The following is a 14,455-nucleotide window of genomic DNA, read 5'->3' as shown; positions in this document are numbered from 1 at the left end:
TCACAGGCAAAGAAAAAGACAAATGATGCAGTCAACTATTCCTTACCTGAGCCTGGCGATCTGGCTCCCGATCCTCTTCGGCGTGCTCGTGCTCGCCGTCGGCCGCGACAGGAATGCGGGTTTTGTCCGCATGCTGTCGCTGTTTGGCGCCGTCGTCAGCCTGCTGCCGACGATTCCGCTGATCATGAACTTCGACAGCGCGGCCCACGGCATGCAGTTCGCCGAAACCGCGCCGTGGATCGAGCGTTTCAACATCTTCTACCGCCTCGGCGTCGATGGCCTGTCGCTGTGGTTCGTGCCGCTGACCGCTTTTATTACGGTCATCGTCGTGCTGGCCGCCTGGGAAGTCATCCAGGACCGCGTCGCGCAGTACATGGGTTCCTTCCTGCTGCTGTCGGGCCTGATGATCGGCGTGTTCGCCGCGCTCGACGGCGTGCTGTTCTACTTCTTCTTCGAAGCGACCCTGATCCCGATGTTCATCATCATCGGCGTCTTCGGTGGCCCGAACCGCGTGTATGCGGCATTCAAGTTCTTCCTGTACACGTTCTTCGGCTCGCTGCTGACCCTGATCGCGATCATCTACCTGTACAACGTGTCGGGCACCTTCGACATCCAGCAATGGCACGTCCAGCCGCTGGGCATGAAGGAACAGATCCTGATCTTCATCGCCTTCTTCATGGCCTTCGCCGTGAAAGTGCCGATGTGGCCGGTGCACACCTGGCTGCCGGATGCCCACGTGGAAGCGCCGACCGGCGGCTCCGTCGTGCTGGCCGCGATCATGCTGAAACTCGGTGCCTACGGTTTCCTGCGGTTCTCGCTGCCGATCGCCCCGGACGCCTCGCACTACCTGGCGCCGGTCGTCATCGTGCTCTCCTTGATCGCCGTGATCTACATCGGCCTCGTGGCCCTGGTCCAGAAGGACATGAAGAAGCTGGTGGCCTATTCGTCGATCGCCCACATGGGTTTTGTTACCCTGGGTTTCTTCATCTTCAACGAGATGGGCGTGCAGGGCGGCCTGATGCAGTCGATCTCGCACGGCTTCGTGTCGGGCGCGATGTTCCTCTGCATCGGCGTGCTGTACGACCGCATGCACTCGCGTGAAATCGCCGACTACGGCGGCGTCGTCAACACGATGCCGAAGTTCGCCGCCTTTGCCGTGCTGTTCTCGATGGCCAATGCCGGCCTGCCGGCCACTTCCGGCTTCATCGGCGAGTTCATGGTCATCCTGGGCGCCGTGCAGTTCAACTTCTGGACCGGCCTGGCAGCCGGTACCGCCCTGATCCTGGGCGCCGCCTACTCGCTGTGGATGGTCAAGCGTGTCGTGTTCGGTCCGATCGGTAACAAGCACGTTGCCGAACTGGTCGACCTGAACCGCCGCGAGTTCGCGATCCTGGCCGTGCTGGCGATTGCCACCCTGTACATGGGCCTGTACCCGGCGCCAATCGCCGAGACGCTGCAGACCTCGGTGGCCGACCTGCTGCAACACGTGTCCGTCAGCAAGCTGCCGCAGCTGCCTCAATAATTTGAAATAGACGCCATGAACAACACTTTGCTACCGGCCGTCGACACCAACCTGGTGCCGGTGTACGCCGAAATCTTCCTGCTGATCGCGACTTCCGCGATCCTGTTGATCGACATGTACCTGAAGGGGGCGCGCCGCAACGTCACCTATTACCTGTCGCTGCTGACCCTGGTCGGCTGCGCGGTCATCACCATGGCCGACTTCACCTCGGGCGCGACCGTGTACACCTTCAATGGCATGTACGTGTCGGACCCGATGTCGAACCTGCTCAAGCTGTTCACCTACCTGGCCGTCGGCCTGACGCTGGTGTATTCGCGCCAGTACGCCGGTGAGCGGGGCATGCTGTCCGGTAACCTGGGCGGCGAGTTCTATGTGATCGCACTGCTGGCCACGCTCGGCCAGATGATCATGATCTCGGGTAACAGCACGCTGTCGGTCTACCTGGGCCTGGAACTGATGTCGCTCTCGCTGTATGCCCTGGTAGCCCTGCGCCGCGACCACGCGGTCTCGACCGAAGCGGCGATGAAGTACTTCATCCTCGGTTCGCTGGCTTCGGGCTTCATGCTCTACGGTATCTCGATGATCTACGGCGCCACCGGCGCGCTGAACATCCCGGAGATCGCCGCCCGCGCGGCCACCCTTGGCGCGAACGACACCATCCTCACCTTCGGCCTGGTCTTCCTCGTCGCCGGTATCGCCTTCAAGCTGGGTGCCGCACCCTTCCACATGTGGGCGCCGGACGTCTACCAGGGTTCGCCGACGGCCGTGACCCTGCTGCTGGGTGGCGCGCCGAAGCTGGCGGCCTTCGCCATCGTCATGCGCCTGCTGGTCGAAGCGATGCCCGGCATGGCCAAGGACTGGCAGCAGATGCTGATGGTGCTGGCCGTGCTGTCGCTGGCGATCGGCAACCTGACCGCGATCGCCCAGACCAACCTCAAGCGCATGCTGGCCTATTCGACCATCGCCCAGATGGGCTTTGTCCTGCTGGGCATGATGGCCGGCGTGGTCGGCACCGACACCAGCAACATGCCGGCGGCGTATTCGTCGGCCATGTACGCGTCGATCACCTACGTGCTCACCACCCTGGGCAGCTTCGGCATGATCATGATGCTGGCGCGTTCGGGCTTCGAAGCCGAGCAGATCGCCGACTTCAAGGGCCTGGGCCGCCGCGCACCGTGGTTCGCGGTCGTGATGACGGTATTGATGTTCTCGCTGGCAGGCGTGCCGCCGATGATGGGCTTCATGGCCAAGTGGGCCGTGCTGCAGGCCGTCGCCAACACCGGCATGGTCTGGCTGGCCGTGGTGGCCGTGCTGTTCTCGCTGATCGGCGCCTTCTACTACCTGCGCGTCGTCAAGACGATGTGGTTCGACGAAGCGGCGGATACGAGCCCGATCCATGCGCCGACCGACATGCGCGTGGCGCTGTCGATCAACGGCATCATGATCGTCGTGCTGGGCCTGGTCCCGGGCGCGCTGCTCGGCGCCTGCCTGCAGGCGATCAAGCTGACGCTGGCTTCGTAAGCGGTGGATCTCTCGCTTGCCAGCTGGCTGGTCATCGCCGTCGCGCTCGCGGCGGCGAACCTGCCGTTCGCAAGCGAGCGCGTGTTCGGCTTCATTCACCTGAAGCCAGCGCAGACCGGGCAGGAGCGCACGAAACCTTTCCTCGCGCGCCTGCTCGAGCTCCTTGTTCTATACTTCCTCGTCGGCGCACTGGCCTGGCTGCTCGAATCCCGCATCGGCAACGTGTTTGCCCAGCGCTGGGAGTTCTATGCGGTGACAAGCTGCCTGTTCGTCGTGCTGGCGTTTCCGGGCTTCGTTTTCCAATACCTGCGTAAGCGCCACTGATTGTTCCGATCAACGCTTTACCCAGGAGTCGAATGGATTCGAATCTGAAGGAAATCCGCCTGGACGGCGAGGTTGCCTATGACGGCAAGTTCTTGAAAGTCTCGCGCGACCGCATCCAGCTGCCTGACGGCAAAATCACCCACCGCGAATACATCCGCCATCCGGGTGCCGTCGTGATCCTGCCGCTCTTCGACGACGGCCGCGTGCTGCTCGAGCGCCAGTTCCGCTATCCGAACGACCGCGTCTTCATCGAGTTCCCGGCCGGGAAGATCGATCCGGGCGAGGAACACCTCGCCTGCGCCAAACGCGAGCTGGAAGAAGAAACCGGCTACAGCGCCAGCCGCTGGGATTTCGTCTGCACCATCCACAACGCGATTGCCTACTCGGACGAGCACCTGGAAATCTTCCTCGCGCGCGGCCTGACGGCGGGCACGCCCAAGCTCGACGAGGGCGAATTCCTCGAAACCTTCACCGTCACCGTCCCCGAGCTGCTGGACATGGTCAAGCGCGGCGAGATTACCGACGTGAAAACCATCATCGGCGCCTTCTGGCTCGACAAGATCACGGGCGGGACCTGGTCGCCCGCCTGAGAATGAAAGCCGTGCGGGTGTCGGCCTGCGCGCTGGCCTGCATGATGGCGGCCACGGGCGCACAGGCACGCACCGCCTTCCAGGCGCGCTGCGAGGACAGCATCGGCACCGGCGTGGCCGCACTGTCCTCGCAGCAAAACGGCTACCGCGTCGACAACAGCTATTCCTTCCATGGCCTTTCCCGCCTGAAGGGCGACCGTGCGCCCGGCAGCTATGTGCTGGGCCTGACGCGCACCGAGTCGCGCGTGAACATCGGCATCCGCGGGCGCATGCTGCGCGACCCGCTGAGCGGCTACGAATGCGTCATGCCCCAGCTCGATGTCAAGCTGGTCTACCCCCAGATCGTCATCTACGTCGGGCGCGAGTTCGCGCCGGGCAGCTGCGCCTACCGCGAAATCCTGGCGCACGAGATGCGCCACCTCGACACCTACCTGCGCTTCCTGCCCAGCGCTGAAAAGACGGTCGGCGACGCGCTGACCCGCCGCTTCGGGGGCAAGCCGCTGTACGCACCCGCCGGCCGCGCCCGCGATTTGTTGCAGCGCGAAATCGACAGCACCTGGATGCCCTTCATCAAGACGGAAATGGGCAAAGTCGAGCGTTTACAGGCGGCAATCGATACCCCGATTGAATACGCGCGTCTCGGCAAAGTTTGCGCAGGTGAGGTACAGTCTCTTATCAGACCGGCAAAACCGAACAAGAGCACACGCACAAAAACATGAATCCTCAAGCACCACGGTATTTCGCCCTCATTCCCGCAGCCGGCGTCGGAGCACGCATGGCTGCGAGCGGGCCGAAGCAATATTTGAAAATCGGCGGCAAGCCGATGCTGCGCCACGCCATCGACGCCTTCCTCTTCAGCGAACTCATCGCCCATACTTATGTCGTCGTCAGCGCCGACGACCCGGTCATCGACAGTGTCGTGCCCAGCCATGGCGTGACCGTGCTGCGCTGCGGCGGCGCCACCCGCATGGAGACTGTCCGCAACGCCCTCGCGGCCCTGGCTGGCACCCTGCGCGAGAACGACTGGGTGCTGGCACGACGCCGCGCGCCCGGGACTGGACGAAGCGCTGATCGAGAAGCTGATCACCAACACGGGCGAACACCCGGTCGGCGGCCTGCTCGCGCTGCCGGTGGTCGACACCGTCAAGCGCAGCATCGCCGGCGAAGTCGGCACCGTCTCGCGCGAAGGGATGTGGCTGGCGCAGACGCCGCAGATGTTCCGCTACAAGCTGCTGCGCGACGCCCTTGACTTTGTGAGCAATGCGGCGCGCGACCCGCGCCAGGTCACCGACGACGCCTCCGCCGTGGAGGCGCTCGGCCTGTCGCCGCAACTGGTCGAAGGCCATCCGCGCAACATGAAGGTGACCTTGCCGGGCGATGTGCGCATCGCCGAAATGTACCTGGCGACCGCCCAACCCGAATTACTGTAACCGATCATGGCACTCGCATCCTACAACCCGACCCCGCCGTTTCGCATCGGCACCGGCTATGACTGCCACCGGCTGGTCGAGGGCCGCAAGCTGATCGTCGGCGGCGTGACCATCCCGCACCGGCTCGGCCTGTTCGGCCACTCGGACGCCGACGTCCTGCTGCACGCGATCATCGACGCGCTGCTGGGCGCGGCCGCCCCGGGCGACATCGGCAAGCATTTCCCCGACACCGACCCCATGTTCGCAGGCGCCGATTCGCGCGTGCTGCTGCGCGAGGCGGCCAACCGCGTGCTCGCCACCGGCTACACCATCGGCAACGTCGACGCCACCATCATTGCCCAGCAGCCGAAGATGGCGCCGCACATCCCGCAAATGGTCTCGCGCATCGCCGAAGACCTGGGCGTGTCGCCGCAGCAGGTGAATGTCAAGGCCAAGACCAACGAGAAGCTGGGTTACCTGGGGCGGGAAGAGGGCATGGCGGCCGAGGCCGTGGCTTTGTTGATCAAGGCCGCGTAGCTGGCGCTGCGCCATCCATTCTTCCGAAGCCTTGCGACCCCGGCTTGCGTAGGCTGGGCTCTCGCGCCCACGCTACATGAGTCTGCTAGTCCGGAACGTTTTCCTGGACAGCCGCGTTCTACAGCCCGACCACTTCCTGCATGGTCCGGGCAAGATCCTGGGCCATGCCAGCGGGCCGGCCCGGACCGAACTCCCGTCGCACATCACCGCCGTCCAGCAGCCACAGATCCCAGACGACATCGGTCGCCATCTGCGTCGGCAGCGGGTTGCTGCTCGCCCAGATGCGGGCGGTCAGTTGCGACAGCGCCGACGATTGCGCGGCGGACAAGCGCCCCGTGACGCGCTCGAGCACGCCGTGCTTGCCCATGCTGCGGTCGAGGCGAGCCAGCATGCGCGTTGCTTCTCCGCGATCCAGGTCGACCGCGTACCAGGTCGACACCTGGCTGTTGACCGCGCCGTACGACAGCACGGCTCCTCGCCGGGGCAGGGGAGAAGGCAGGCTCGGCATGACACAGGGTTTGCACACATTGCGCTTGGCGGGAGCAACTACAGGCTCGGGCGCCGGCGCGGGCCACGCCCCGACAGGACTGCCCCCCAGGACCACGGCAAGCAGTGCTGCTCGTTGCGGCAGGCGCATGACCATCCTTTCGTTCCGATCCGCTTCCGCGGAACATGATTCTTCCCACCTCCAGGCGCAGCCCGGCGGCTGGGTGTCAATAGAGGGAGTCACGCTGGCGCTGCGGCAAGGCACGGTCGTAGCTGTCGCCGTCGAAGCCTGCAGTCAGTTCCGCCAGCATCTTGCCAGGCGTCGGAACCTTCGACCTGTCGTGCTCGTCCACGTGCCAGAGCCGCGAGCGCAGGATCGCGCGCGCGCACTGGAAGAATACCTTCTCGACGGCGACGCGCAGCACGCAGATCGGCCGCTTGCCCTCCACCGCGAACGAATCAAGCAGGTCCGGCGCGACGCTGATTTCCGCTTGGCCGCGCACCCGCAGGGTTTCCCCTACACCCGGGATCAGGAAGAGCAAGCCGATGCGTGGGTCCGCAATCAGGTTGCGCAGGCTGTCGATGCGGTTGTTGCCGCGCCGCTCGGGCAGCAGCAGGGTGTGTTCGTCGACGATGCGCACCAGGTGACCCGCGTCGCCCCGGGGCGACACGTCCAGGCCTTGCGGCCCGCTGGTTGACAGCAGGGCAAAGCGCGCCTGTTCGATCCAGCGCGCATACACCGGATGCAGACGGTCGGTTTCCTTGGCGATGGATGGGGGAGCGACCGGGCCGAACAGTGACTCGAGCGCGGCAAGGTCGGTGATCAAATGGCTGGACATGGGCGGCACCGGGAGACGGTGGAATCGAAGGACTACGCAAGAGTACACCAGATGGCATGCCAGGGCGGACGGGGCGCTAGCGCGCTTGAAGGTGAGCTTGTATCCGCTATCAGCGCTGGCAAGGCTGCTGCCCGCCTTCAACGAACCGGCGCAACTGTAGTGATGGTTAACTGTAGTCTACTTTAGGTTACCATATTGGCAGAAACTACTGATAACCTGCAGGATTTTACCTGGATCTATATGAAGAAATGTCTCGCCGCTGCGGCGCTGTTCGCCTGTGTGCTCGCAAGCGCAACGGCTGCCGAACCCGCTCCATTGAAGCGATCCTATGCCGCGAAGTTCGACCGCGCTGTGAACCTGATCGACGAATATCACGGCGATGGCGAAGCGCTGGTAGCGGTGCGGAAGGAACTGGAAGAGGTACTGAGGGTATATCCTCGCTATGCTCCCGCATACCGGGAGATGGCAAGGTATTTCATGCTGGAAGGCCACTTGCATTCACTGCGTTTCAAGCCGGGTGCACTGGAGGCAGCCGACGCGGCACTGCAGAAAGCAATCAGCATTCGTCCCCATTATGCCGAAGCGTTCGTGCTATACGGGCATCTCTACAAGCTGATGGGGCGACACCAGGACGCGCTAGCTGCACTGGCAAAGGCGGAAAAACTAGGTACCACTGATCCATGGCTGGAGAACAACTGGGCCGACTTGCTCAATGACGAAGAAAAGTATGAAGACGCAGCGGTACGCTATCGGCGCGTGCTCGCTAGCGGGACACGCAACACCAAGGCCATGAGCGCCGCACTGGTGGGCATGACCACGTATTACCTCAACATCGGAAATCTCGACGAGGCTGATGCGATGTACAGGAAGCGCATTGCATTCCGTCCGCATATGGCTTGGACCCACGGCGATTACGCGCAATTCCTGCTGTGTTGGAAAGCCGATTTCGAAGGCGCCATCATTCACGGGCGCCAGGCACTCGACATCATGGACTACGGCGCTGGCCGTTATTGGCTCGCTGCCGCCCTGTACCGGAAATGGGCGCAGGCTCCCGAGGATATCGAAACGGGCGGAAGCGCTTTTGCACAGGCCCAGGATCTCTATCCTGATCTAACGAGCATCGTCCGCAATGCCGAGAGCTGCCCCACGCTTGCCGTGGTGGCCGCTGCGCTCGAGCGCGCCAGGCCTGCCGCCGACACGACGAGCATGCCTGAATAGGTTCCAGTCTGGCCGGACAGTCGGATTGCCACGGCCGGTCCGGCCACAACGCGCATGAAACGTACAACCGGATCAAGTCGGTTGGCACCCATCGGCCGCCAGGCCGAGCTTCGGCGCGGTTCCAGATGCCGAATCCGCCCAGGCGTTTCAGCGACTAAAAATCGTTGCCACGAGAATTCGATAGTTTTGCAAGAGAAACTATCGAGTATGATGCTGCTCCCGCATCATCCTGGCCATCCCGCGTCCGGGAATGCATCATTCCACGATACCGATGCCAGCCCTGAAATTTGTCGCAGCACTCCTCCTTGGCGCAGCATTGCTGGGCTGCGACCGGCCCGCGCCGCCGCCGAAGACCGCCGATGAGACGGCCCGCGCGAACCTGGTCACCCACGTCGCCGGCCTGCAAACCCGCGCGACCCGCTATGAACCGCGTTACTGCGACGAGGGCGCAACCGACGAGGCGACGCGCAACTGTCACGCCGATGTGATGGAAGACCGGGGCGGCGCCGACAGGAAGCTTGGCCTGACGACCTTCTCGTGCAGCGTCGAGCCGGAAGGGCGCTGCCGCTTTGTCGCCTCTGTCGATGGCGAAGACGCGGTGCCGCGCCAGGTGGCGGCGACCCCGACCTGTGCCGACTCCCTGCACCCCCAGCTCACCGTCGAGGTACCGGGCCTCGGCGGGGTGACGGTATCGGAGTACCTCTCGCGCGATACGGCGGACCAGTCCTGGGTCAATGCCTCCTTCACGCTGCAGGACCCGGCCTTGCGCCCGACCGAAAGCCAGGTGACGGCGGCGCTCGAACACCTCGCCGGCAGGATAGGCGAGACCTGCCGCTCGTATCGCATGACACGCTCGAAGCTGTTCCTGTATCCCGCAGGCGTGACGGCGGGGGAGAGCGGCAACTGGATCGCGCGCATGGAAGAAGATGGCGAGCGCAAGATCGACCTGAACCGGCGCCTTCTCAAGGACGAGCGCGGCGACCGTTATGCCTGCGTGGACGCGAAAGAGCCGGGGATCGGATCGACCGACGGGACGAAGCTGCCGCCGGTGCGCCAGCGCGAGATCATCGGCACCTGGGTGACCTTCGGCTTCAACCTCACCACCAGTCTCGAACGCGTGGGCGGCAAGGTGTACAAGGTGGACCGCAGCGCCTATTGCGCCAGCGGCGACCGTGGCGAGCTGCTGCGGGCGCGCTCGAACGGGCGCTATGCCGTCATCGGCAGCGCCCATGGCGACTACTACCAGGTCACCGCGTCGGGCGACCTGGGCGTGTTCGACCGTGCCGGCAGCATCGACACGCTGCCGAAGCACTTTGCCCTGTATCCGGCGCCGGCGCCGCAGTAAGCCGGCTGCCGGCAGCGCGCCACGGCGCGTTTCACGATCATCGAAAGCTCACCATGAAATCCATCACCACATCGGCCGTCATGCTTGCATTGGCAGCGGCGTCGCTCCCTTCCGGCGCGCAGGCATCCCCACTCGAATTCGGCGCGCAGGCATCCCCAGTGGGAAAATGGCTCGCCAATACCTTCGACAAATCGAACCAGTGCAGCGAAGGACACGCCTACGTCGCCAAGGGCGTGATGAAGTCGGCGCTGGAGCGCACCCGCATCGAGCCGGAAGACACGATCGCGTCGTTCTGCGCCGCTGTCCGGCAAGAGGCGGGCACCCTGCGCGCCAGTTGTTTCGACACCTGTGAAGCGGACTTCGCCGCCGCGTTCGACAGCCGCAAACAGGGACAGCAGGAGGCCGAGCGCGAGCGCATCGCGCAGGCCGAGCGCGCACGGACGGCGGAACTGGAAAAGCAACAGGCCATCGCGCAAAGGCATGCCGACCTGAAGTCGGGCCGCGTCAAGCCGGATAACCTCGAGGAAGCGGCGATCGTGCATGGCGCCCGTCCGGGCGACGGCATCGTCAGCTCGCCCAAGCTCAGGCCCGACGGCGCGCTGTACTACCTGCACGGACGCATCAAGCATGCCGACGCCAGGCCGGTGTTCTTTGCCGTGCCGACGATGTCGCAGGTCGACCAGATGAACCTTGCCGTGTACAACCTGCGCGGCATCGGCCGCCAGCTGAACGTCCCCGAGAGCACGGACTATTTCAAGGTGCTGGTACCGAAGGCCTTGCAGGAAGCGTACTTTGCCAACGCGCGCATCGAAGGCGGCTTCGATCTCGTAGGCCGCTATTCGGCCATTACCACGTACAGGAATGCCCTTGGCCAGGAAAAGACCGGGCCGGTATTCGAGGTCGTGTACTTCAAGCCCTGGTGAACGACGGGGCGCCTGGCCAGGCGCCGGCCATCAGTGGGCAGCGAAATCGTGCTCGATGGCCCCGGACTTGTTCTTGCCGACCTGGATCGTCGTCACGTACTCGGGGAAGCCCGGATTGACGACGCGGATCGTGTGCTTGCCCGGCGTGAGCACGATCTGTTTCAGCGGCGGCGAGACGCCACGCGGTTTGCCGTCGACGTACAGGGTGCCCCAGGGCTTGATGCGCAGTTTGTAGCTCGCGCTCACCGGCGCGGCCGGACGCCTGGCGTCCGCCTTCTGCGCCGCGCTCGGGGACGTGTCCTCCAACATCGCCAGTTCCGTGTTCAACACGGTCGTGACCGGAGCCGAGCCGGCGACTGCGGGCGAGGCCGTCGCCGCTGGTGTGTTCGCAGCGGCGCCGCCATTCCCGCCGGGGATCGCGGCCGCAGGCGCGCTTGCAGCTGCCACGCCGTCGACCGGCATCGGACTTGCCACGCCAGCGACCGCCGAGCCGTGGGCAGCGCCCGGCGTCGGTGCTGCGCTGTCCGGGGCCGCCTCCGCGTCCGCCAGGGGCGCTGCGGCCGCGGCCGGCGTGGCCGGGTCAGGGAGCGGGCGCCGCCACGGGCGGGCGGGGCTGCGGTTGCGCCAGCACGAACGTATCCTGGCGCGAGGATTCCACCAGCGCATACAGGCCCGCGGCACCGATGGCCAGCAGGCCCGCCGCGCCGGCGCCGGGAACAGGCGGCGCCGGTCGGGCGCGGGAGTGAAATTCGGTACGGCCTGGACTGGCGCCGTCTCCGGTGTCGCCGCTGGCGCGACCTGGTCGCTCAGCCGCCGAGCTGGCGTCGCCTTGTCGCTGGTAGCCGGCGCGCTCTCCGGCGTGGCTGGCGCCTCGGCCTGGGTGGCGGCCGGGCCGGGGCCGGGGCCGGGCTCGGCGGCGGGGCGCTCGTACCTCGCGGAGCCAGCGGTCCGCCCGATGCAATGCCCAGCAGCGCGCGGAAGGCGTCGATCGTCTGCGGACGGTCCTGCGCCATCACCGCCAGGCCCTTGTCGATGGCGGCCAGCAGCGCCGCGCCATAGCCCGCCGGCGCCTGCACCCCCGGGGCACGATCGGATCGTTGATCATGCGGCCGATCGAGGTCGCCGGCGGCGTCTTCGTGATCGCGAAATACAGCACCGCCGACAGCGCGTACAGGTCCGTGTAGGGGCCCTGTTCGAGCGAGGCGTCGCCCGCATACTGTTCGACTGGCGCGTAGCCTGGCTTGAGGATGACGGTCAGCCCGCGCGTCGCGTCGCCGATGATCTGGCGCGCCGAGCCGAAGTCGAGCAGCACGGCGTCGCCGTTTTCCTGCACGATGATGTTGTCGGGCGAGATGTCGCGGTGCAGGATGCGCATCGTGTAGAGCATGTCGAGCGCGCCCAGGATCTGCTCCGTCACCCGCCGGCACCAGGCTTCGTCGACCAGCTCCGGGCTGTTCGTGACGATGTCCTTGACCGTGCGGCCATCGTAGAACTTCATCGCCGTATAGGCCGTGTTGTTCTGCTCCCAGAAGCGGTAGACCTTCACCAGTGCGGGGTGGTCGAACTGGGCCAGGATGCGCGCCTCGTTGATGAAGCTTTTCAGGCCGAGCCGGAAGGTCTCCTGGTGGCGCTCCGAGCGCAGGGAGACAGCGTCGCCGGCGGCGCGCATCGTCAGCGCGCCCGGCATGTATTCCTTGATCGCGACGGTGCGCTGCAGCGCGTGGTCATAGGCCACATAGACGATGCCGAAGCCGCCTTCGCCCAGCACGCCCGTGATCTCGAAGTCGGACAGGCGGGTGCCGATCGGGAGGCAGTTTTCCGATCCGGCGTTGATGTGCCGCGCGGCTGTGCTGCGCGTGTCTGCGTTCATGTAATGAGTTCCTGTCATCGCACGCGGATCGCGTACGCTGAGTAATTGTCGCGTTTGCCGCCCGACCGGACCGCTGCATTGTCGGCGATGGCGCATAGCGCCGCCAGCCAGGCCTGGCTGTCGCTTGCCGCGGCAAGTGCCTGCTCCATCTCGTGCTCGAGCACCCATTCCCACAGGCCGTCGGTGCAGACCAGGAAGGCGTCGCCGTCCACGAGGTCGACCGCCGTTTCGGTCGCGCTGGCGGCGCTTTCGCCCTCGGTGCCGACGGCGGCGAGCAGGATGTTGCGTTGCGGGTGGACGCGCAGCTGGTCGGCCCGCGCATAGCCGGCGTCGATCAGTTGCTGGGTCAGGCTGTGGTCGCGCGTGACGGCATGCACGCGCCCGCCGCGAAACAGGTAGAGCCGGGTGTCGCCCGTGTGCGCCCACACGGCACGCGCATTGGCTCCGTCGACCAGCAGCGCCGCCACCGTGGTGCTCATGTCGGCCAGTTCAGGCTTGCCCCGGCGCGCCAGCGCCAGCTGCCGGGAGGCGTGTTCCACATAGGAGAGCAGGGCGCGGGGACCAAAGGACGCTTCGGCGTCGAACCTGGCCAGCAGCGCGTCGACCACCACGCGCGAGGCGATCTCGCCGCCGTGATGGCCGCCGGCGCCGTCGGCGACGACGAAGCAGCGCAAGCCGTCGCGCTGGGCCAGGCCGATGTGATCCTGGTTGGACGAGCGCATGCCGATCTCGCTGATCGCTGCGTACTCGAGCTGGACTGGTTTATTTGGCGGGGACGACATGTGCGTTGGCGCGTGACGCGGGTGCGCGGTTGACGGTGAGATGGGCACCGGGATGAGCGTTCACGCGCTCGATTTCGGCCTCGTAGGCCTCGAGGAACGCCGGACCGAACAACTGGTCCTGGGATTCGCCGGCCACGGCCGCATGCTGCCCGGCATAGGCCTGCCACATGCCGGCTTCGCGCCGCCATGGCAGCAGTTTGTCGAGCAGCGAGGGGGCGCCGAGGCCACTGTCGATATGGGTCGGCTTCAGGCGCGCCAGCATCGCCTGCATGCCGGTGCGCACGCCGGCGACGACGCCCATCTGGTGCGCCCGCAAGTCGAGGTAGGCGTCTTCCAGCGATTCGAGCGGCTCCATAAAGCCGGGCATCTTCTTGCGCAGCATCTGCGTCAGCACGGTCTGGCTGTCGCTGAAAAACTTGAGCGGATTATTGTTGCGCACGACAACCATCGTCACGTCCGCCTTCACTTCCTGCCTGACCAGCGAGCGCAGGGCCAGCAGGTCGATCGTGCCCTGGATCGAGGTAGCCATCAGCTTGCCGATGGTTTCCATCATCTGCGGCGTCAGCTCGGCCGAAATGGCGTCGGGCGCGATGCCGGCGCCGCGCAGGAAGGCCTCTTTCAGCGCCTGCAATTCGTTCGAGGCAATCGGCGCGGCGTGCGCCCCGATCAGGTACACCCCGATCCTGATCTGGTCGCCGGGACCGATGGGCGCATCCTGGCCACGCGCCAGTTCCTCGCCGTTCACGGACAGCGGCATGGCGTCGCTCAGGTTGACGATGCGGTGGCGCGTACCGTCATGCCAGAGCGCCGCCTGGGTGCGTGCGACTTCATGGCGCGCATCGGGCAGGACGAAGAAATTGTCCTCACCACGCCCGAGCGTCAGGCGCTCGCGGCCGAAGAGCGCGGCCAACGGCGCCGCCGGCGCTGCGTTGTCGTAAGAAGCGACTTCAAGTTTGAGCATGGCAAGGTGGGCGGAGCGCCCCGATGTTTATTTGCAGCAATAATGCCAGATTTGCGGGGGAAAAGCACCTTTCGCGAGGGGCGGCGGCCCGGACGTTGGTCGCGTCGTCTCTTTGGTGGCTGGGCTAC

General features: G+C 65.4%; 15 protein-coding genes and 1 pseudogene. 10 read left to right on the top strand and 6 right to left on the bottom strand.

Annotated features, from left to right (window positions below):
- Nucleotides 1–22 precede the first annotated feature (22 nt).
- The 7 genes and pseudogenes from G4G28_RS16660 (at nt 23) to ispF (ending at nt 5,903) form a co-directional block, all read left to right on the top strand.
- Complete coding sequence (locus tag G4G28_RS16660; protein WP_182989111.1) at nt 23–1,522, top strand: NADH-quinone oxidoreductase subunit M; 1,500 nt, start codon at nt 23–25, stop codon at nt 1,520–1,522.
- A gap of 15 nt (nt 1,523–1,537) precedes the next feature.
- Nucleotides 1,538–3,043 (top strand): NADH-quinone oxidoreductase subunit NuoN, encoded by a 1,506-nt coding sequence (nuoN, locus tag G4G28_RS16655; RefSeq protein WP_182989110.1) that lies wholly within the window; start codon nt 1,538–1,540, stop codon nt 3,041–3,043.
- 3 nt (nt 3,044–3,046) lie between these two features.
- Nucleotides 3,047–3,367 carry a DUF2818 family protein gene (locus G4G28_RS16650; protein WP_182989109.1) on the top strand — a complete coding sequence of 107 codons (321 nt, stop codon included), beginning with the start codon at nt 3,047–3,049 and terminating at the stop codon, nt 3,365–3,367.
- Between the two features lie 32 nt (nt 3,368–3,399).
- Nucleotides 3,400–3,957, top strand: coding sequence for an NUDIX domain-containing protein (locus G4G28_RS16645; RefSeq protein WP_182989108.1), 558 nt, complete (start codon nt 3,400–3,402; stop codon nt 3,955–3,957).
- A 2-nt stretch (nt 3,958–3,959) separates the two neighbouring features.
- The gene (locus G4G28_RS16640; RefSeq protein ID WP_229425146.1) at nt 3,960–4,676 is read left to right on the top strand and encodes a hypothetical protein; all 717 of its coding nucleotides are present in this window, start codon (nt 3,960–3,962) and stop codon (nt 4,674–4,676) included.
- Nucleotides 4,673–5,387, top strand: a pseudogene (gene ispD / locus G4G28_RS16635) (2-C-methyl-D-erythritol 4-phosphate cytidylyltransferase). Before G4G28_RS16640 ends, ispD begins: the two are co-directional and overlap by 4 nt.
- 6 nt (nt 5,388–5,393) lie before the next feature.
- Nucleotides 5,394–5,903 carry a 2-C-methyl-D-erythritol 2,4-cyclodiphosphate synthase gene (gene ispF, locus G4G28_RS16630; RefSeq protein ID WP_182989106.1) on the top strand — a complete coding sequence of 170 codons (510 nt, stop codon included), beginning with the start codon at nt 5,394–5,396 and terminating at the stop codon, nt 5,901–5,903.
- A gap of 118 nt (nt 5,904–6,021) precedes the next feature.
- Here ispF and G4G28_RS16625 read toward each other — a convergent pair whose 3' ends face one another.
- Nucleotides 6,022–6,372, bottom strand: coding sequence for a hypothetical protein (locus tag G4G28_RS16625; protein ID WP_182989105.1), 351 nt, complete (start codon nt 6,370–6,372; stop codon nt 6,022–6,024).
- Nucleotides 6,373–6,616: 244 nt separating this feature from the next.
- Entirely contained in the window at nt 6,617–7,228 is a 612-nt protein-coding gene (locus G4G28_RS16620) for a pyridoxamine 5'-phosphate oxidase family protein (protein ID WP_182989104.1), read from the bottom strand.
- A 195-nt stretch (nt 7,229–7,423) separates the two neighbouring features.
- Here G4G28_RS16620 and G4G28_RS16615 point away from each other — a divergent pair, with 195 nt between their 5' ends.
- From G4G28_RS16615 to G4G28_RS16605, 3 genes are all read left to right on the top strand, one after another.
- Entirely contained in the window at nt 7,424–8,446 is a 1,023-nt protein-coding gene (locus tag G4G28_RS16615) for a tetratricopeptide repeat protein (protein ID WP_182989103.1), read from the top strand.
- Nucleotides 8,447–8,717: 271 nt separating this feature from the next.
- Nucleotides 8,718–9,791: a hypothetical protein gene (locus G4G28_RS16610; RefSeq protein ID WP_182989102.1), complete on the top strand. Its 1,074-nt coding sequence runs from the start codon at nt 8,718–8,720 to the stop codon at nt 9,789–9,791.
- A 53-nt stretch (nt 9,792–9,844) separates the two neighbouring features.
- Entirely contained in the window at nt 9,845–10,714 is an 870-nt protein-coding gene (locus tag G4G28_RS16605; RefSeq protein ID WP_182989101.1) for a hypothetical protein, read from the top strand.
- Nucleotides 10,715–10,744: 30 nt separating this feature from the next.
- Here the strand turns inward: G4G28_RS16605 and G4G28_RS16600 are convergent, their stop codons facing one another.
- The 4 genes from G4G28_RS16600 to tagH all read right to left on the bottom strand — a co-directional run bounded on the left by G4G28_RS16600 (nt 10,745) and on the right by tagH (nt 14,327).
- Nucleotides 10,745–11,188 carry a PEGA domain-containing protein gene (locus tag G4G28_RS16600; RefSeq protein WP_183107606.1) on the bottom strand — a complete coding sequence of 148 codons (444 nt, stop codon included), beginning with the start codon at nt 11,186–11,188 and terminating at the stop codon, nt 10,745–10,747.
- A gap of 538 nt (nt 11,189–11,726) precedes the next feature.
- The gene (locus G4G28_RS16595; protein ID WP_183107605.1) at nt 11,727–12,584 is read right to left on the bottom strand and encodes a serine/threonine-protein kinase; all 858 of its coding nucleotides are present in this window, start codon (nt 12,582–12,584) and stop codon (nt 11,727–11,729) included.
- A gap of 14 nt (nt 12,585–12,598) precedes the next feature.
- The gene (locus G4G28_RS16590; RefSeq protein WP_183107604.1) at nt 12,599–13,366 is read right to left on the bottom strand and encodes a PP2C family serine/threonine-protein phosphatase; all 768 of its coding nucleotides are present in this window, start codon (nt 13,364–13,366) and stop codon (nt 12,599–12,601) included.
- A complete protein-coding gene (gene tagH, locus G4G28_RS16585; protein WP_229425144.1) occupies nt 13,347–14,327 on the bottom strand; it encodes a type VI secretion system-associated FHA domain protein TagH in 981 nt (326 codons plus the stop codon). The genes G4G28_RS16590 and tagH overlap by 20 nt, the downstream gene beginning before the upstream one ends.
- Between the last annotated feature and the right edge of the window lie 128 nt (nt 14,328–14,455).

Source organism: Massilia sp. Dwa41.01b, from assembly GCF_014171775.1.
Classification (GTDB): domain Bacteria; phylum Pseudomonadota; class Gammaproteobacteria; order Burkholderiales; family Burkholderiaceae_D; genus Telluria.
This window is presented reverse-complemented; position numbering and strand designations above follow the sequence as displayed.